This is a genomic window from Paenibacillus sp. 1-8 (genome assembly GCF_056316205.1).
In genome coordinates, this window is the sequence record NZ_CM149995.1 from 2,816,719 (window position 1) to 2,835,971 (window position 19,253).

Consider the following 19,253-nt stretch of genomic DNA (forward strand, 5'->3'; position numbering starts at 1 on the left):
ATGAATGAAGATGTTTAACTCCCTAAATAACTTAAAAAAAGCGTGCCAGCACCAATTAAACCTGATGCTGGCACGCTTCTTTATTTTTTTATAACGATTTAATCATCCCGCCATCCACAAGAATGGTACTGCCTGTCAAATAGGATGAAGCTGAAGACGCCAGAAAAGCAACGACTTTACCGAACTCTTCAGGCTCTCCATACCGTCCCAATGGAATGCCCTCTTCTGCTTGTTTGCGAACCTGATCCGTCGTTTGGTGGGTTTTCTCAGCTCGATGCTCGTCCAAGCTGCGAACGCGATCGGTTGCTATTCTCCCCGGTGCTACAGTATGTACCAGGATATTATAAGGAGCTAGTTCCAGAGACAATGTTTTCGCTAATCCAGCGACCCCAGTACGTAGTGTATTCGAAATGATTAGGCCCGGAATCGGCTGCTTAACTGAGGAGGAAGCAATATTTAAAATTCTGCCGCTTTGTTGTTTTTTCATATATGGTAACGCCTCACGGATTAACCGGATATGACTAAGTAAATTTTGCTCAAAGGCCTGTATCCAAACTTCATCTGTAAAATCATCAAAGGTGCCCGCAGGAGGACCACCCGCATTGTTAACCAAAATATCGACGGTGCCAAACAAATCGACTGTACGGCGGATGGCCAGGGAAATATGTTCAGGTTTTGTTACATCGCAAACTACATATTCAACGCGGCCACTCGCTGTTTCCTGTAATTCTGCCTGCGTCCGCTGAAGATCTGCTTCATTCCGTCCGGAAATGACGACATTCGCACCTTCGCGTGCCAGTTCCCGTGCGCTTGCCTTTCCGAGTCCTTTACTGGAACCTGCAACAAAGGCAGATTTTCCTGTTAATCCTAAATCCATTTATGCCACTCCCTTTTCTCAGTGTTCTCTATTTAATTGTACACAGGACCAGCACGTTTTGTTTACAGCACGTTATGATGTTGATGCAGGTGTTGTTGGCTGCTCGTATACAACAACGGACTGGCTCTCAGGCTCCCATTTAACATTTGTCCCCAAGGCCTCTCCGATTACCCTTACAGGTACCATTGTCGTTCCATCCACTATGGATGCTGGCTGCTCGATAGAATACGGCTGACCGTTAATATATGCTTTCGGACTGTTAACAAATAATTTGACGGACACGCCGTTACGGGTGACAGTAACAGCCTTTTCTTTCGGATCCCAGGAAACCTTTGCATCCAAAGCTTCGGAAGCTGTTCTAAACGGAACAAGTGTGGTCCCATTGCGGTTAATCGGTTTGGCATCGTATTCTTCACCATTCACGAACAGTTTCATACCCGACGGCCGTCCGGCCTTCTTCGAGAATTCACCCAGCTTTTTGTAGCTGTCCAGATCGGACACATTAGCCAGTACCGCCTCCTCCTGCATGTAAACGGCATCTGTCACATTTCCGTTTTCAGCCAGTAGCTCAGCCGCCTCAGTCAGTGCTTTACCAGAATTTCGGATCAATTCAAGTTCAGCAACCTGCTCCGGAGTCAAACGGTCCGGGTATTTCGTAAGCAGCAGATTCGCAATAACCGCTCCTGCCGGCTTATCCTTCGTATTTTCTACCGCGTTAAGCAGACCCTTGTAACCGTTGCGTCCCTTGTGACCATTATGGTCTTTGGACTCCCCGTATGTATCATCCGTTACTGCAACAGGTTCAGTTTTTCTGATTTCTGCGTGTTTGTCTTTTTTACTGTTTTCATCCTTTTTACCGGATGCTTTGTCCTTTTGTTTTTTGGACTGATCATTGTCTGAGTCATGGGGATCGATTATCTCTTCCCCGCTCTTTTCATTCCCGTCTTTAACAGACGTCTTAGCTTCCTGTTTGTTCTCCTGATCATTTCCGCGTCCCTGCTTGGCTTCAGCGGTTCCCGCTGCCAATCCCAAGACCAGTATACACGCTAGTAAAGCTGTCCAAGTGTTTCTCATGATGCAATTCCTCCTTATAGTAAAGACCGGGCTCAAATGTCCCTAGACGTATTAACGGCTTCTCTAAGCTGATTTTTTATCTTTTCTTTAACTAATGTGTGAGACACCGCTATAGCTGCAGTCCAGATTGCCAAAACCACTATAAAATTTTATTATACGCCTAACCTATTTACACAGTATAATGAGAATTACACATGCATTTTTAAGAATCAGCCTTTACATTCGCATAATAGAAAGAAGATGAAACAGACATGTTCGGCACCATTCTTTTGGACGTTGTTTTACCTATTTTTGTACTTATCAGTTTTGGTTGTATTATGCAATATTTTTTCCGACTGGACTTGTACACCTTAGCTAAAATCAATTTTTACTATATCACCCCCGCAGTTGTGTTTACGGGTCTTTATAACTCGGAAATATCCTTAATGCTCATGGGTGAGGTTTCGCTTTTTTATGCCTTGTACATAGCTATTCTGTACGTAATCAGCACAACCGTCGCCAGATCTCTGAAATACAGCCCTGGAATGCGAGGAGCTTTTACAAACAGTGTTATGCTAGATAATTCAGGAAATTATGGTCTGCCAATCAATCAGTTGGTGTTCAAAGGTGATCCGCTGGCCATTTCCGTTCAAGCACTGATTATGACCTTTCAAAGCTTTGTCACATTTACATACGGTACTTTTGTTGTGCAAAATGGCAAGGCCAATACTCGAAAAATTTTAATTAATTTTCTGAAAATGCCTGTTCCCTACGCGCTTGCGCTAGGCTTGCTTCTAAATCTGCTGCATAGTCCATTGCCTAATTTACTGGCTGAGCCTTTGAATTATATTAGCCAGTCGATGGTTGCCGTTGCTTTGCTTACTTTGGGAGCACAAATAGTGCAATACCCCTTTCGTTTGCGCCGTACAGCCGTGTACATCAGTATGGTACTACGTCTGATTGCTGGTCCGATGGTCGGTTTTATGCTAGTGTTGCTGCTAGGTCTTAAGGGGATTCCCGCTCAAGCGCTGCTCATTGCATCGGGTATGCCTACCGGCGTTAACACAAGTATTTTGGCGGAAGAATATAAAAATGAACCCGATTTTGCGGCACAGACAGTATTACTTTCTACGATTGTGAATGTCATTACGATGACGCTGTTGATTTCAGCATCCCGGCATCTTGTCTGAGGTGTATAAATATAAAAATTGGATTAGAGACGCTTTTTGTCTGAGGACAGGAGCGTTTCTTTTTCACGGATAAAAGAACGTACGTTCCCATTGGTGTTCCTTTTTCTACTTAAAGTGGTGTGTTTGTTTTATGGAGATTGTATGCGAGAAAGAATCTTGTTACTATTATGAATTTTTCATATAGTGAAATAATTATATAAAATTAATTTGAATCTCTGTTGGTTGTGTTTTCAACTTGTCGTTGCTTTGTTTCCGAAAAAGATTGACGGGCAACAATGTCATCGAAAATAAAGCCAGCTCGCTCATTAGAGTGGCTGACTTTGACTTAGGATTATTCTTATTAAGATTTAAGGCTCTATCCCCCATTGCTTGCTTCCAGACAGATAAGCGGTTATTTTAGTGGAATCTTGTAAACTGTTTGCTGTGGGATTAAAGGAATAATCATCGGTTTGTGTATAATTGCTCCAGTCCACTTTGGATATCCGGGTTTGCAACTCCACACTTTGACCAGGCTCTAAAGAACCCGCAGCCGACTTAAAACCGATCTCTGCATAAGAATCTGCCCCTGGCTTCGCATTGGATAGTGTTTTGAAGCTAGCAATCACATTCTCTGTACCGATGCTTGACCAATCCGTGAAGAAATTTTGCGCTTTCTCCCCATTGATGGTGTAATAATAACGCAATGTAACGTCTGCTAGGGAAACGGATGAAGTTCCCGTATTGGTTATTTTAAATTTGGAACTGATTGTATTGCTTGTGGCGGATACATTCCCATTAAAGGTTTGCACCTTCAGAACGCCCTCACCTGTTCCCGGCTCACTTGGCGTATCCCCTTTCACCGTAATCGTGAACAACGCATCATTGCCTGTACTAAAATGGAAGTTCAGCGTGGTCTCACCTTTAGGAAGTTTAGATAAATACTTGTTGGTAAGAACGACTGTCTCGTCACTAAGTGTATAATCTTCACCTTTGTTCAGCACCACGTTCCCTTGCTGGATGGCTTCCAGCGTATTACCGTTAAGTGTAAGCTTGACAGTAATATCGGTATTGCTGTTATTCACTCCGTAGGTTGCAGTCGTTGGTGTAATACTTGCTTGCCCGGTAGATGGCTGATCACCACCCACACGATCCGCCACCAGAATACCGCGGCCATTCGTTCCCAGATAAGCACGCCCATAAACTCGGGGATCACCGATAATGGTCGTCACCCGTGCATATTGATGCTTGTCGTCATTAATGCGTACCCAGTTTGCGCCAGCATCGTCCGAACGATAAAATCCGCGTGTACCGTCGATTTTACCAACGATGAATACAGTTGCATTGGTACGATTCTGTGCTGCTTTACCAAAGCCTACAAAGTCTGCCTCCTGCACATTAGCGAGCTTGGTGAACGTAACGCCGGAATCCTTGGAATGCCACAAGCCGTATGGCCCTCCATCCTCAGAGCCCCCAGCGAACCATACATCCCCTTCTGCTCCACGTACTGCATCAATATCGGCATTACCTTCTGTTGGTAAGCCTGATACCGCCGAAGCCGTGAACGATACGCCTCCATTGGTGCTCACATATATTTTTCCGGCGGCAAACGCATAGTATTTGTTAGGATTCATCCGGTCTGAGGCAATCTTCGCATTCGCTGGAATCCCTGTACTTGGGGTCCATAAGTTGCCGCCTGTTTTGGAGTAAAACACGCCTTTGTCCGAGGTACTCCAGAGTAAGCCATTACCATCGGCCGCAACGGCTATGCTTCCCCCTCCAACTGTGCCGGAAGGCTCACTGTTCGCTTTATACCAGTTTGCTCCGCCATCATTGGAGAAGCCGATGGATTTGGCATTCGGATCTTTTTGGTAATCTGCTTTGCCTACCCGCGCCATAAAAGCTGGATTCAGCTCGGCATAATCGATACTTTCACTGCTTGTAAAAGTGGGATTATCCAGCATTTTAGCTGGAGCCTTGAACAGATCGTCATGTCTGAAACCGGAGACATCCCCTACTGCGCTCACCAAAGGTGCACCGGTTGGAGGGCTTACAAGATCCAAAATCGCAGTTTCCTCTACCCCCTTAGCTGCTACCGAAATATCCAGCTTACCGCCCTTGTCCCAGTTCGTCAAATTTTTGGAGCCGTAAATCGTAGCTCCTGTGCCGTATAACATATGGTCTGAATTAAATGGATCAATCTCCAGATCCCCGATCATCCAGCCCAGCTTGGGCGATACTTCCGGCGGAGCAGGGTTGGCATTGAAAGTCAGCCAAGGCGCAGCTGTTATATCCAAATTGTATTTCAGCTTGCGAGTTGGATAACCATCGAATTCCCAAATGGGGCTCCAGGTTGCCCCGCTGTCGGTGCTGCGATAAATCGTTGCATCCGGCCACCAGGAATTCAGCGTAGCCACCATAAGAGTACCCGGTTTCTGCGCGTCTACTGTCAGTCCACCATATCCAAAATAATTGTCCGTGCTGCTACTGGCAACAGGACTTATGTTGGTCCATTGACCGCTAGCTGTATTCAATTTCCACACATCACCCTTTGTCCCGTCATATGGACCTGCTCCATCGCTATAAGAGATATACAGGTTGCCGTCCGATGACAACACGCCATGATGTGGCAAATAGCCCGTAGGTTGCCCTGCTACAGCAGACCAGGTTGTCCCGCCATCTGTACTGCGATAGACACTTTGATTCTTATCAGCTACCCCCACATAAATCGTCTGTGTAGCTTTGCTGGAAGAGCCCGTCTTTTTGTCAAACGTAATCCAGGCCAAACCGACGATATCACTGGTGTACTCATTGGAAGGGTCCTGAACATACGTGCCCGGATTCGGGAAGCTGCTTACCTTGCTCCAGGTTGCCCCGTAATCCGTGCTTTTCCATAGTCCATTACCACTCCGTGCCCCGAAAAATAAAATATTGTTCTTATTGGGATCAATCGTCAGCCTCTCCCCCATCGAGCGGCCTGGCATATTGCCTCCCACCTTAAAAGGAAGCTTCGTTGTCTGCCACGTATTGCCCCGGTCGGTCGACCGCATAATCTGTCCGTTTTGCTTGTCCCATGAATTGGTATACGTACCTGTAGCTATATATACACGGTTCGGATCAACAGGATCGGTAGCCAACGCATCCACGCCATTTTTGTTCCAATCTTCCCAGCCCACAAAATCCGTCAACGGAATCCAGCTCTCGTCAGCGGGATTCCAGCGATAAGCACCTCCAATATCTGTACGGGCATAGATCAGATTTTTTTCCTTCTCATTAAAAATGATACCGGGCACAAAACCGCCACCTCCACCCGTGACCACACTCTTCCAGGTATACTCATCACTTGGAGCGGCATGTGTCGGAGCTATCAATCCCGTCCAGGAAGCACCCGCTACCACTAACGCCAGACACGCGATCCTAAACCTGCTTTTTGCCTTCGTCATTGAATTTAACCTCCTTCTCCAATTTCATTTGAATATGCGAGTCATTTCCAGATGAAAGAATCAGCCGATTCCGGATTCGTTCCTATCATTGTATTTCCAACCAACATAGTCTGATCAATGCTTCTCTCGGCCTCACCTCCAGTCGTTATCAATGAAATGCAACAGGAATTACTTTTTTATAAAGCGCTTACATTTTGTCTTGGTCAATAGATTCGTCATCTTTTTCTCGGTTCCTTGTGTAAAAAATCAAGATTATGTTAATATCATCACTTGCTCCGTGGTTTACAATGTGGGTTTGATCCTTCTCCTGGGCGTTGATACCTTTATATATTACTATTGTGAATTTTTCATATATTGAAATATTTAGAGTGAAAATCGACCAACAAATGTTTGCATAGGTCAGGTTTCTGCGGCTTGCCCGCCTCCCGCTGCATTTGCCCCCGTATTCGTAGAATTGGCTCCTCCATTATCTGAGCATGCCGACAATACCAGCACCAGCGACAGGGTTAGAGCTAACATTTTTGCGTATCGACTTGTTCGTTTCACTTGAAAGCACTCTCCAATCTTATGGGTAATGTTATGAATACGTTGCATTTTGGAGCCAATGTCACATTGTTTATAATTCCAATCAGATATATATGAATTTTACAAATAACTGTATGGATGGATAGAAGACTTAAATTGACAACGCAAAAAAGAGCCGACAGGAGACTCTCCCCGACTCATTTTTGTTGTTAATCACAGTTTTGAATTTTTCAGGTATTGAAAAACTGACTTATATTCCCTCGTACCGGATGAGTCTGCTCCCTGTACTCCCCATCCGTATAACTGCCAATCACCTTGCGCCAAAAGGACTGCGCTGGCCTGTTCGTGCTCATCTGAGTCACCTTCCAACGCCCAGCAAAACGTTCAAACAGCTCATGAGCCGCCCACGTCCCGACCCCATTATGCCTATAAGGACGCAGCACAAAAAACTCAGCCATGTAGTAGTCAGCCTCCCGATTGCTGGACATTCGGTCAACCAGCGCAAAACCTACGGGAACGTCCTGCCTCCAGATCAGAAAAGGCAGCTTCTGTTCACCGCTTGTCCAGTATTGATACAAGTCCGGGTAAGCCGGGAATGTGCCGTTTTCAGTAACATCAATTCGAAGATAGGCTGTAAAATCATATAAATAAAATTGCATGAGCTGCACAATAATGTTCCTCTGCGACTCCGGTGCACTTTTTATGGACAGCTTCAATTCCGACTGAATGTCATACCCCATATTTTCACCTCTCTTGATGGATCGGTTCGTTCTTTACTTCGATTCGCATTCCATCTTCCCTTCCATCCGGTGCTGTTCAAAATATGCTAAAATACATATATTATGATCGGACGAGGTGGAACCCAATGAATATACAAAAGATTATCGACCGGCGCAAACTGGACGAAAAAATGCCAGGATTACCATGGTACGTGCAGCAATTTATGGATTACAAGCTGCCCGATCTGTCCCCTTCCACATTGCTGGAATATGTGCGTGATTATGAAGCTTTTTTTACATGGCTTCGCTCAGAAGGCTTGTCTGCCGGAGAGACGAACGCCCAAGTTACGCTGGAAGAATTGGAGACGCTCCATATGGATAGCATTACAGGCTACCGTTTGTTCCTATCGACTAAGCGTGAAGGCTCCAACTCCCGTATTACGATTTCACGTAAGCTTTCGTCCCTGCGTTCCCTTTTTCATTATTTGAGCCAGATCGCTGAGGATGAAAACTTTTATCCTTTGCTCAAGCGCAACATTATGGCCAAGGTCGAAATCAAGCGCATACATAAACCCAAGGACACGGCCGCCAAGCTCAAAGGAAAGATACTGGAGGAGGAAGAGCTGCTTGAATTTATCGGCTATATTTATGAAGGCTATGGACAGGATATGGCCGATAATAAGCAGGCACTGTACTCCTATGAACTGAACAAGGAACGGGACGCCTGCATTGCCAGTCTCATTCTAAACTCGGGCCTGCGCGTATCTGAAATCGTTAATCTGAATATGGACGATCTGGATGTAAACAATAAATTACTATATGTGTACCGTAAAGGCAATAACGACGAAACCTTTAAAACTCCGGTGTATTTCCGCGAGCAATCCAAAGATGATCTCGCACTTTATTTGTCCCTGAGACATGTCCGTTACCGCGCTCCAAAAAAAGAAAAAGCTCTCTTTGTCGCGCGTCCTAACGGCAGTACAGAAGGCAAACGTATGACTAAAAGAGCGATTCAGGCGATGATCATCAAGTACGCCAAACGGTTCGGCAAGCCTTACCTGACTGTTCACAAGCTCCGTCATTCCTTTGCCACCGACTACTATTTGCAAAACGATATTTACAAAACAAAGGAACAGCTGGGGCACGCTTCGACAGAAACAACAGAAGTCTATGCCCACCTGACTGACAAAACCATGTCCCAGGCGATCGAACGGCGGGTAGAGACTCTAACCGACTCAGCCAATTGATGTCTCAGCCCTGCTCATCCGGGACTCCTTCTCTCTGCTTCTGAATCTGTCCAAGTAACCAGCGGCCTGCCGGGCCGTTGGCAGCGGCGGGAAATATCTGTATCGTTTTATCCGAAAAATGGTTCTGTGCCCAATACGTTTGATCTACCCAAACCGCTACTCCCTGTACATTTGTCAGCTCAGTGGTAAGCTGGGCATCCGATTGTTCCCGCACCATGACCAGCTTTGGATAATGCTCCTGTTTGAAGCCTTCCAGCAATACACAGTCGTATGCCTGAAAATGCCGGATTAGTCCGGTGACAGGCCGACTATGCTCCTCTATAATGGCTGTTCTTCCACCTGAAACAATGGCTACGCCTTCGGCTCCCGCTTGTCGGTGCTTGTACGTATCTGTTCCCTCATGATCCATCTCAAACTCATGTCCATCATGCTTGATCACAGCTACGCGTAGCCCGGACTCCCGCAAATAACGAATCAACCCTCCGAGGAAGGTCGTTTTCCCCGTATTTTTGAATCCGACGACCTGACATACATACGGATTTATCCTATTCACGTCACATGACCGCCTAGAAGCACCAGCACACATACCTCTTCCCCTGCACGCAAGCCTTCTGTTGTCGGAGGAATCACGATCAGACAGTCGGTGTCCTTAATCGTCACCATGGCGCTGGATTCATCTACTCGCGCAGGAATCGCGTATACTTGCCCATTGCGTATTTCCAGGGAGCTGCGTACAAAACGGGTAAAATTATTCACCTTCGTATAATCTGCCCCCAACTGCGCCGTCCAGGTTTGCAAATACGGTTGCTCTGAAGACAGCATCATTTGGATGGTGGGTCGCACAAACAACTCGCAGCCTACAAAGCACGCACCAGGATTGCCAGAAAGTGCAAATAACAGCTTACCGTCAATGACCGCGGCTGTAGTCACACTGCCCGGACGCATTGTGACCTTGTTAAACAGCATATCCACATCTTCCTGTCGTACCAGATCGCCCATAATATCAAAATCCCCCACCGATACACCGCCACTCGTGACGACGATATCGTAGGCAGCTATCGCTTCACGTACAGAAGCACGGGCGAGATCCAAATCATCATGAATGGCTTGCAGGATGAACGGCTCCCCCCCTGCCTCCCTGATTTGTGAAGCCAGCATATATGTATTGCTGTTCCGAATTTTCCCCGGCTGCAACGGCTCATCCACGGCAAGCAATTCCGAACCTGTGGAAAAAACGGCCACCCGTGGCTTCCTGTAGACGGGTACCCGATGCACACCAAAGGTAGCCAGCACCGAGATATGCCCTGCCCCCAGACAGGTTCCTTTGCTGAGTAGAAGCTGATCTTCCTGAATCTCATGGCCGATTGGTGTTACATTTTTGCCGATTTCCATGCGCTTCTTCAGGCCGACATATACCTGTCCATCTTCCTCACGTAGCTGTGTTGCTTCCAGCATAACAACCGTGTCTGCCCCTTCAGGCAATTGTGCTCCTGTCATGATGCGCGCCGCCAAGCCCGTCTCCACCCGCTTGTCCGATACGGTGCCGCATGGAATTTCATCAATCACGCGTAGCCAGATTTCCTGACCGGACGAACAGACTTCAGTGTCCGAACCAAGGATGGCGTATCCATCCATGCCTGAACGACGGAAGCTGGGATATGGGTGTGGTGCGGTCAAATCCATCCCCAAATAACGTCCATGGGCCTGCTCCAGTCCTACATCCTCCCGCTCTCCCTGTTTAACATGAGCAGCTATTCTTCTTTGCGCTTCTTCCACTTGAACCGCTTTGCGCTGAAATTTATCCGAATTTAATTGTACCTGATTCATATCTTCACTCCGTTCTTCTGAAAAATACTCTCTTTCTGTTATAACGCTAAAACCGTTATCTGGCAAATGCGGACAGTATTTATTGGGTCGTGGCCAGTCTCTATGCGCAAAAAAACAGCCCGGAATCTCATACCCAGGCTGTTTTGGCAGGTGCTATTTTAGAATTTTGATCATCATTACACTTCTTGACCCCATCATCGTCGGCTTCGTCGACTGATTTTACCTGAACCGCTGCGTGTTTTAGGCTTGCTGTAAGATCTTCGCGGCGAATCAAAAATGCTGGAACCGCCGCTGCTGCCCTGGTCACGTGAAATCGAGCCCCTGCTCGGTGAACTGCTGCTGGAGCCTCTGTCGAACAGACTTCCGCTGGAACCGACACTGGAATCAGACCCCTTACCCCTGCGGGTAACGGAACCCTTCCGCTCCACCGTAATCGGCGGGATCGCTTTCTTCTCCTGCACCGTAGGTGCACGATACTGGCCCTGAGAAGGTCGGTATACATCTCTGCTTGAATACCCCCGGTAAGAGCCAGATCCGCGTAACGAATCAAACAGAGCATCCAGTACGGTTGCCGTTAAGTATCCTTTTAGAAAGCTGGAACTGTAATTTTGCTCGACATACTTCTTGCTGTCAATTTCAATTAATGTGTCTTCCTTCTTGGCTGGATCTTGCTGTAAATGGTACCATTCATCGCTGTACACCAGAAACATCCGCTCATTGCTCTGCGGCGACATTTGTTCCGGTTCACGCTGTTCTTTCAGTTCCTCCGCCACTTCCGGGACCGTTTTACCTGCGGCGCGATACACGTACGAGGTCGAATTGCCGCTGCCGCTAACCGATTCCAGCGGGTACGTATCTTTCACATTTGGCGCACCGCAGCCGCTTAACACGGATACGAACAAGCTCAGCGCCACAATGACCTTTAATGCATACTGCCAGGTGCGTTTGCCCATGTGTCACCCTCTCCTAGCTTGCCCGAATAACCTTGACGTCTCCGGTAATTACTTCTTCTCCTTCATATAGCATAAAGCGACCGTCCTGCCACTCTACACGCAGCAAATGGTAATCATCTGACTGATACTGCCAAACGTGCTGCTCTCCACCCTGTCGAAAAGGAGCACGGCCCATAACCGTAACATGCCCAAAATACTGCTCTTCCAAATGATATGTTATATCATCCAGCTCCAGAATCGTTGGCACTTCCTCCGGGTTGTCCAGTCTGCCGTCGATGGCCTGATACAGTCCAAATTGCAGCGTTTCCCGTTCCTCAATGTGAAGATAGCTGACTTGATTACCATCCTGAAGCGTCAAAACAACGGCATTCCGAGCACGATTATGTACTCGGCCTACCACTTCATATGTGACAAGCGACACTTCACAGATATCGCCCGGATTTAAATGAAGCATACTTTTTTCCGCTTTCGGCGGCTCCGGCTTGGCAAACAGATTCGAAACTCGTTTCCATACACCCATGATGATTCCCCCTGCCTTTCTTTAGCCTAGAAACATGCCGCAATGATCAAAGCACCAACCAGATGCAGCGTACCTGAAAACAGACCAAAGCCAATTTTGCCTTCCTGCGTACCTTTATCCAGATCAAGCTGTGCCCAGTACCGAAGTAACAGACGAACGATAACTTCCAAAACAAACAGAATGACAAAGGCGATCACAGAATACACAAGCGCCTCCAGCAAATTGTTAGCTGTAGCAATCGAGCTTGACAAAATATACCCTTGTGCAAACAGCTTCATAATTAACCGTACCGTTACGGCCATATTACCGGCTTTCACTTCTGCAAAATCCTTATACTTCGTAAATAAAGAATCAATGTACATCAATACGAACAACAAAACGGCACCGGCGCCAGTCCATACAAGCATCGCTTTCATCGTTTCTAAAAAATGCATTTCATACCATCCTCCACATCTTCTTGACCTTCATATATGTTGATTCACGCCTCCGGGCAGGGAAAAGCGAAGGAGAAAACGGTTCCCCTTCGCTTCCTTTGCAGCCACGCAGGCGGCCATGCTTATAACCTTATTTATTATCGTATTGCTTCAACAAAGCGGCAAGCTCATCGTCCACGGCACTTTTCTTATCAAGCTCCTTAAATTCCTCATCCAGCGATTTTTCCTTAGAGGACATTTCGTTGCTTGCTTCAGCATGCGCTTCTGCTTGCAGCATTTTTTCTTCCATACGCTTCAGTCCGGCAGTTGCCGTATCGGAGCTAAAACCGTTCATCGCTTTGTTAATTTCTGTTTGCGCTTTGGCTGCATTATAACGGGCAACCAGTGTTTCACGCTTGTTCTTCATTTCCGTCAGTTGTCTGCGCATTTCATCCAGCTTACCACGCAGGTTATCGGCTGCCGCTTTATTCTGCTCGTAGCCCGTCTTGAACTCGGTCATTTTTTGCTCAGCAGATTTCTTTTCTTCCAACGCGCGGCGAGCCAGATCCACATTTTGCGCTTTTGCTGCCGTATGAGCCTGCTCTTCGCGTTTTTTCACCAAAGCGGCCTGCTCTTCATATTGCTGTTTGAATCTCTTCTCAATGGCAATCTGAGCGGCTACGGCTTTCTCTGCATCCTCCAAGTCCTCTTGCATATCACGAATGTATTGATCCGTCATTTTAATTGGATCTTCGGCCTTGTCAATAATGGAGTTGATATTGGACATCGTAAGATCTCTTAAACGTTTGAAAATAGACATGTGAAGTTCCTCCTAGAGTTGAATGCTTAAATTTTAAGCTCTGTACACATGTTTACGCAAGCTTTGCAAATAGAGTTTCAAAAATATTATCTGATAAAGTGCATTTTAGAAACCACGCAAGTATGGCTCCGGGATATCCGCCTGTACTTTCAGATCCCGCGATGCATGCAACGCCCAATACGGATCGCGCAGCATAGCGCGTCCTATCGCTACCAGATCAGCTTCTTTTTGCTGAATCACCCGCCGGGCATCCTCATAATCGTCCAGCAGACCGACAGCGATTACAGGAACATTCAGCTTTTCACGTACTTTATGTGCCAAATCCACCTGATATCCCGCTCGCGCAGATGGACCGCCGTTAGAACCAATTGGCCCCTCGCCACCAGAGGAGATGTGAAAAATATCCACACCTGCATCACGATATCGTTCCCCTGTGCCCGCTATGTATTCCACATTATATCCGTTTTCGACATACTCTTTGGCGGATATCCGCATCAACACAGGCATATCAGACGGAAGTACCTCTTTAACAGCCTGAATCACTTCAACACCGAACAGCGATAGATCCTGTCCATACTCATCTTCTCTGGTATTCGTTAAAGGTGAATGAAATTGATGGATCAGATAACCGTGTGCGCCATGAATTTCTACCGTATCAAACCCGGCTTCCACCGCGCGGCGCGCGCCTTCCCTATAAGCCTGAACCAGCTCCCTGGCTTCGACTGTCGTCAAAGCATGCGGCTCCTTGAAACGATCGCTAAAAGCAATCGAGGACGGTGCAACAGGCAAGTCGGCATCTTCAGCCTTTCGTCCGGCATGACCTAATTGAATTCCGATTTTGGCACCGTACTTGTGGACTTCTTCCACTATTTTACGGTATGCAGGAATATGCTCGTCACTCCAAATGCCCAGATCATGATCTGTAATACGTCCATCCGGGTGGACCGCCGTCATTTCCACAATAATCAGCCCGGTACCACCTACTGCCCGGCTAACATAATGGACATGATGCCAATCATTTGGCTTTCCATCTTTGGCCTCCACACTATATTGGCACATAGGGGGCATTACAATCCGGTTTTTTAAAGAAAGTCCCTTTAATTGATAAGGAGTAAACAAGTCGGTCACTTTTATCCATCCTTCCTTTAATTCCAACTCTGTACAATATGAATTCCAACCTCATTATACACCAGCTATCACTGGATACCGAATCCATTAAAAGGCTAAAACTTGCGAAAATGCTGTTGTTTTCGGTCAGGTTTAATAGAATATGTGCGTTTAGCTTCGTGATCTGCACTTACATCCGTATTGTGCTGCATTTCAACTCAGCCACTCAATAGTCTAACCTGTTCAGCGGCATAATTTCAACATGTCAGGTACATAATAAATGAAAGCGAAAGAAGGTACCACTGCACGGAAAGGGGGATACATATGCCGTACAGGGGAATATGGCCAATCATGGCACTGTTACTAGCATTTTCGAGTTTTCCCGTTCACGCGGATGCGCCTCCCGATATTGGAACGAACCCTCCCAAGGAAGCGACTGTTGCTTCTTTAGCACATAAGAGCAGAGAACGAGCCACTCCTACATTAGCCATGCTTCGAAAAAAACATGCGGATATTTTTAAAATGTGCGGCCCGCATACTCAGCAAATTGCCCTAACTTTTGATGACGTGCCCGATTCCCGGTATACGCCGCAGGTTCTGGACATTTTGCACGCGAATGGTATCAAAGCCACCTTCTTTATCGTCGGTCACCGTGCGGAAAAACACCCGGGCATGATTCGCCGTATCATACGTGAAGGCCATGCCATAGGCAACCATTCCTATACCCACCCGGATTTTAGGAAGGCTTCACCGGAGCGCTTTCGCAACCAGATTAAGAAAACAGAACATATTTTGGAGGCCACCGTCGGCTTTCGACCCAAGCTGATTCGCCCGCCCTATGGTGAAATAACGGAGCCTCAGATCCAGTGGGCGCGTCGTCACGGCTACATGATTGTAAATTGGAACGTAGACTCCCTCGATTGGAAGGGACTGAGTAAAACACAAATTCAGCGTAATGTAATTCCTGCTACCGGACCAGGCTCCATCATTTTAATGCACGCAGGTGGAGGTCAAAGCTCCAACCTGAAAGGCACAGTTCAATCCCTGCCGGGTCTCATTCAGTCGCTGAAAGCCAAGGGCTACAAATTTGTCACGGTTCCACGGCTACTTCACACCTCGGAGCGGAAATAATAGTAAAAGGGCTGTCTTACCAGCAGATGCATTCTGCTCGTCAAGACAGCCCTTTTTTATTCGACAAAGCCCATATGAATTAGGATCGGCGATTAAGTTATTTGATATTGGTTTACATAATATATATTATGTAAATATAATTCATTGGCTTATACAGTCTATTTATCAATGACGTACAGCTTCACATTTTGAAAACCAAAGTCATTCACAAAAGATGGGCTACCCGGAATGAAAATATCAATCCGTTTCCCTGTAATGGCGCTGCCCTTATCGCGTGCTACCGCTACAAAAGATTGATCCGGCAGCCCTGGATGGGAATAGCCTGTAACCAGTACTTTCGTACCTAAAGGAATTACGCTTGGATCTACAGCAATCGTACCGAGCTTAAGCGGATTTCCGAAATAGTCCACCGCTCCCCATTTTCCATTTTCACAGGCTGCTGCGGAATACGCTGTGGCCTTCACGTCAACTACTTTGCTGTAGCTAAATGTTTTGCCCCATGCTTCAACCTGTTGACCGTCACCTGCTGGCTCTTTCTCGGACAAAAGCTGAGGCTTCGAATCCGAAGAGACCTTTACCTTGTTCTCATCCGGAACCTTAATTTGTACTCCTGCATATATATTGCTGGCAGCAACATCCGGGTTCTCCTTTTGCAGATCCTCTACAGATACCCCGTAACGCTGAGCAAGCAAAAAGAAGGTATCACCTTCCCTGGCGGTATGAAGCGAAGCGGCGTCAGCTACCCCTGCTGTCTGTGCCAATCCTGCGATAGCTGCGGCCAGCACTGCAAATTTCATTGTTTTTCCAATACGTTTCAGATGTTTCAAAAGATATGTACCTCCTCTAATATGCCTGCGAAGTTAGCTGTCGGATTCGGACTCAGGAGAAGCCCTATGCTTAATGCAATTCACCCCTAGGCACCTTCCATCCCTTCGTATGAAGACGGATCAGAAGTGACTGCCGTTGTTACGTCCCCCGCACTTCCCATGGTTTTGGGTCCCGCATTCAGCGTCTGTCTGGCTGTTTGCTGCCCCGGTAAGTTTTGGCTCATTGCATAGTATCACAATTTTGTAACCTAATCTGCATGAAATTGTTGGGAACCTTGAACATCATACTATATCCGTTACAATTTTGTCATCAAAAAATCGAAAAAGGTAATAAAAATCTGAAAGGATATGACAAAAAAAAGAATAAGCCCTCCCGTCAAACTTCCGTCGTGGAGGGCTTGCTTCATAGCTTTAAAAGCTCATTTCTTATAAAACCTTGGCAAGAAAATCCCGAGTACGATCATGGCTTGGAGTACCAAAAACCTGCTCCGGTGTACCTTGCTCCACAATTTGACCGTTATCCATAAAGATAATCCGGTCACCTACCTCGCGGGCAAAGCCCATCTCATGCGTTACGATGACCATCGTCATGCCACCCTCAGCCAGCTTCTTCATCACGTCCAGCACCTCTCCGACCATTTCAGGGTCCAAGGCGGAGGTCGGCTCATCGAATAGCATCACATGCGGCTGCATCGCCAAGGCACGTGCAATTGCAATCCGCTGTTTCTGTCCACCGGACAACTGGTTTGGATAGGTGTCTTTTTTGTCTTCAAGTCCAACGGTGCGCAGCAGCCCCAACGCAATTTTCTCCGCTTCCTTTGCTGCCTGGCCTCTAACCTGAGTCGGCGCAAGCGTCAGATTTTGCAGCACCGTTTTGTGCGGGAACAGATTGAAATGCTGGAACACCATCCCCATTTTCTCACGAGTCGCATTAATGTTGTGACCACGAGCCGTAATCGACTCACCCTCAAACAGAATCTCCCCGTCAGTCGGCTGCTCCAGCAGATTCATACAACGCAAAAATGTACTTTTTCCCGAGCCACTCGGTCCAATGACGACGACAACCTCGCCTTTGGCAATATCTACATTAATGCCTTTTAAAATTTCATTTTTGCCGAACGATTTACGCAGTTGTTTAACGGTGATCACTGGCTCTCAACTTCCTTTCCCATAAACCCAACAGCTTCGACAAGCTGAATGTCATTACAAAATAAATAGCGGCCGCGATTAAGAATGGACTTAGTCCTTCGTAGGTAATGTTCTTAATGACTTGGGCCTGATACATAATATCCACCATACCGATGGTAGAAATGATGGATGATTCTTTAATAATCGTAATAAACTCATTGCCGATGGCAGGCAGTACGGACTTGAACGCTTGCGGTAAAATGACGTGACGCATAGCTTTGCCTCGTCCCATACCGAGTGAACGGGCTGCTTCCATCTGACCACGGTCTACTCCCTGAATACCTGCACGGAAAATTTCAGCCAGATATGCCGAGCTATTCAGTGATAACGTAATAATACCGGACTGGAGTGGCGAAAAATTGACGCCCAGCGTCAAAGCAACCCCGTAATGGATGATCATAAGCTGTACCAGCATAGGTGTGCCACGCAGTACCTCCACGTACGCTGTACTCAACCACTCAATGATGCGTACACCGCTCATCCGCAACAGAGAAATGATCAGACCAATGATAAATCCGAATAGTACCCCGAGGGCAGACAGCAACAACGTGTAGCCGATACCCGTAGCGTATAAACTGCGATATTTCCAGAAAATATCCACAATATTATGGGAAGAAGCCTGTCGATCCGCAGAGAGCGCACTCGCTTCTGTAGAAAACTTTTCAATAGCCCCGTCTGCTTTCAGCCGAGCCAACGTTTTATTTACAGATGCCAGCAGTTCAGTATTTCCCTTACGAATACCTACAGCTGTATCTGCTCCTGCATCCTCAGGCACCGCCTTGGCAAGCGTTACAGTGCCATCCAATGTGTACCCTTTAGCGACAGTGTCTTCAATCACTACAGCATTCACACGTTGGGTCCGAAGCTGGAGCACCAGATCGGATATTTTGTCCAGTGAGGTTACTGAGGCATTGGGCACTTTCTGAGCAATTTCCTCTTGAATACTCCCCTTTTGTGCACCGATCTTCTCGCCCTTCAAAGCAGCCATCGTCGCATATTTGTCCTTATCCTCCGGGCGTACCATAATCACTTGCTTGGAGTGATAGTACACATCCGAAAAATCAATACTCTTTTTGCGTTCATCCGTCGGTGTCATATCTGACAGAACCAAGTCTACGCGGCCACTTTGCAGAGCAGGCAGCAACGAGTCAAAGCCCATGTCCTCAATAACCAGCTCCGCGCCAAGATCCTTGGCAATTTCCTTGGCGATATCAACATCAAAGCCAACAATGGTATCCTTCCCGTTAATTACCTTATGAAACTCATACGGCGCAAAGTCTGCGCTTGTGCCAAGTACAAGCTTCTGTTTAGCCTTTGCTTCCGTTCCGTATGCAGTGAGCATGGGAAGACCAGCCAACAGCAAGATAACCGCCGTCAAAACCAGGGCGGTAAAACGATATAGCTTTTTCAATCTTTTTTTCTCTCCTTAAATTCTTT

General features: G+C 46.8%; 18 protein-coding genes and 1 riboswitch. Of the genes, 3 read left to right on the forward strand and 15 right to left on the reverse strand.

The features are described from left to right. Positions 1–88: 88 nt before the first annotated feature. On the reverse strand, positions 89–877 hold the full coding sequence (locus tag AC0WRU_RS12780) for an SDR family oxidoreductase (RefSeq protein WP_476124854.1): 789 nt from the start codon (positions 875–877) through the stop codon (positions 89–91). Positions 878–949: 72 nt separating this feature from the next. Further along, positions 950–1,951, reverse strand: a complete 1,002-nt coding sequence (locus AC0WRU_RS12785; protein ID WP_476124856.1) for a copper amine oxidase N-terminal domain-containing protein — start codon at positions 1,949–1,951, stop codon at positions 950–952. 251 nt (positions 1,952–2,202) lie between these two features. Here AC0WRU_RS12785 and AC0WRU_RS12790 point away from each other — a divergent pair, with 251 nt between their 5' ends. Further along, positions 2,203–3,120 carry an AEC family transporter gene (locus tag AC0WRU_RS12790; RefSeq protein ID WP_476124858.1) on the forward strand — a complete coding sequence of 306 codons (918 nt, stop codon included), beginning with the start codon at positions 2,203–2,205 and terminating at the stop codon, positions 3,118–3,120. A gap of 347 nt (positions 3,121–3,467) precedes the next feature. Here the strand turns inward: AC0WRU_RS12790 and AC0WRU_RS12795 are convergent, their stop codons facing one another. The 3 genes from AC0WRU_RS12795 to AC0WRU_RS12805 all read right to left on the reverse strand — a co-directional run bounded on the left by AC0WRU_RS12795 (position 3,468) and on the right by AC0WRU_RS12805 (position 7,804). After that, positions 3,468–6,539: a X2-like carbohydrate binding domain-containing protein gene (locus tag AC0WRU_RS12795; RefSeq protein ID WP_476124860.1), complete on the reverse strand. Its 3,072-nt coding sequence runs from the start codon at positions 6,537–6,539 to the stop codon at positions 3,468–3,470. Positions 6,540–6,938: 399 nt separating this feature from the next. Next, a complete protein-coding gene (locus tag AC0WRU_RS12800) occupies positions 6,939–7,085 on the reverse strand; it encodes a hypothetical protein (RefSeq protein ID WP_476124862.1) in 147 nt (48 codons plus the stop codon). 209 nt (positions 7,086–7,294) lie between these two features. After that, positions 7,295–7,804, reverse strand: a complete 510-nt coding sequence (locus AC0WRU_RS12805; RefSeq protein ID WP_476124864.1) for a GNAT family N-acetyltransferase — start codon at positions 7,802–7,804, stop codon at positions 7,295–7,297. 125 nt (positions 7,805–7,929) lie between these two features. Here AC0WRU_RS12805 and xerS point away from each other — a divergent pair, with 125 nt between their 5' ends. Next, entirely contained in the window at positions 7,930–9,030 is a 1,101-nt protein-coding gene (gene xerS, locus AC0WRU_RS12810; RefSeq protein ID WP_476124866.1) for a tyrosine recombinase XerS, read from the forward strand. A 4-nt stretch (positions 9,031–9,034) separates the two neighbouring features. Here xerS and mobB read toward each other — a convergent pair whose 3' ends face one another. The 7 genes from mobB to AC0WRU_RS12845 form a co-directional block, all read right to left on the reverse strand. Beyond that, positions 9,035–9,583, reverse strand: a complete 549-nt coding sequence (mobB, locus tag AC0WRU_RS12815) for a molybdopterin-guanine dinucleotide biosynthesis protein B (protein WP_476124868.1) — start codon at positions 9,581–9,583, stop codon at positions 9,035–9,037. Continuing rightward, complete coding sequence (locus AC0WRU_RS12820; RefSeq protein WP_476124870.1) at positions 9,580–10,857, reverse strand: molybdopterin molybdotransferase MoeA; 1,278 nt, start codon at positions 10,855–10,857, stop codon at positions 9,580–9,582. Before AC0WRU_RS12820 ends, mobB begins: the two co-directional genes overlap by 4 nt. Before the next feature lie 194 nt (positions 10,858–11,051). Beyond that, positions 11,052–11,810: a DUF4247 domain-containing protein gene (locus AC0WRU_RS12825; RefSeq protein ID WP_476124872.1), complete on the reverse strand. Its 759-nt coding sequence runs from the start codon at positions 11,808–11,810 to the stop codon at positions 11,052–11,054. 13 nt (positions 11,811–11,823) lie between these two features. Beyond that, complete coding sequence (locus tag AC0WRU_RS12830; RefSeq protein ID WP_476124874.1) at positions 11,824–12,330, reverse strand: DUF4178 domain-containing protein; 507 nt, start codon at positions 12,328–12,330, stop codon at positions 11,824–11,826. Positions 12,331–12,356: 26 nt separating this feature from the next. Further along, positions 12,357–12,764, reverse strand: coding sequence for a DUF350 domain-containing protein (locus AC0WRU_RS12835; protein ID WP_025682698.1), 408 nt, complete (start codon positions 12,762–12,764; stop codon positions 12,357–12,359). A gap of 130 nt (positions 12,765–12,894) precedes the next feature. Continuing rightward, positions 12,895–13,563: a PspA/IM30 family protein gene (locus tag AC0WRU_RS12840; protein ID WP_476124876.1), complete on the reverse strand. Its 669-nt coding sequence runs from the start codon at positions 13,561–13,563 to the stop codon at positions 12,895–12,897. Positions 13,564–13,668: 105 nt separating this feature from the next. Further along, complete coding sequence (locus tag AC0WRU_RS12845) at positions 13,669–14,691, reverse strand: NADH:flavin oxidoreductase/NADH oxidase (protein WP_476124878.1); 1,023 nt, start codon at positions 14,689–14,691, stop codon at positions 13,669–13,671. 303 nt (positions 14,692–14,994) lie between these two features. Here AC0WRU_RS12845 and AC0WRU_RS12850 point away from each other — a divergent pair, with 303 nt between their 5' ends. Next, complete coding sequence (locus tag AC0WRU_RS12850) at positions 14,995–15,801, forward strand: polysaccharide deacetylase family protein (protein ID WP_476124880.1); 807 nt, start codon at positions 14,995–14,997, stop codon at positions 15,799–15,801. 158 nt (positions 15,802–15,959) lie between these two features. Here AC0WRU_RS12850 and AC0WRU_RS12855 read toward each other — a convergent pair whose 3' ends face one another. The 3 genes from AC0WRU_RS12855 to AC0WRU_RS12865 all read right to left on the reverse strand — a co-directional run bounded on the left by AC0WRU_RS12855 (position 15,960) and on the right by AC0WRU_RS12865 (position 19,227). After that, entirely contained in the window at positions 15,960–16,628 is a 669-nt protein-coding gene (locus AC0WRU_RS12855) for a 3D domain-containing protein (protein WP_476124882.1), read from the reverse strand. A gap of 7 nt (positions 16,629–16,635) precedes the next feature. After that, positions 16,636–16,809: riboswitch (cyclic di-AMP (ydaO/yuaA leader) on the reverse strand. 245 nt (positions 16,810–17,054) lie between these two features. After that, entirely contained in the window at positions 17,055–17,777 is a 723-nt protein-coding gene (locus AC0WRU_RS12860; RefSeq protein ID WP_476124884.1) for an amino acid ABC transporter ATP-binding protein, read from the reverse strand. Then, a complete protein-coding gene (locus AC0WRU_RS12865; protein WP_476124886.1) occupies positions 17,764–19,227 on the reverse strand; it encodes an ABC transporter substrate-binding protein/permease in 1,464 nt (487 codons plus the stop codon). The genes AC0WRU_RS12860 and AC0WRU_RS12865 overlap by 14 nt, the downstream gene beginning before the upstream one ends. Positions 19,228–19,253 lie beyond the last annotated feature (26 nt).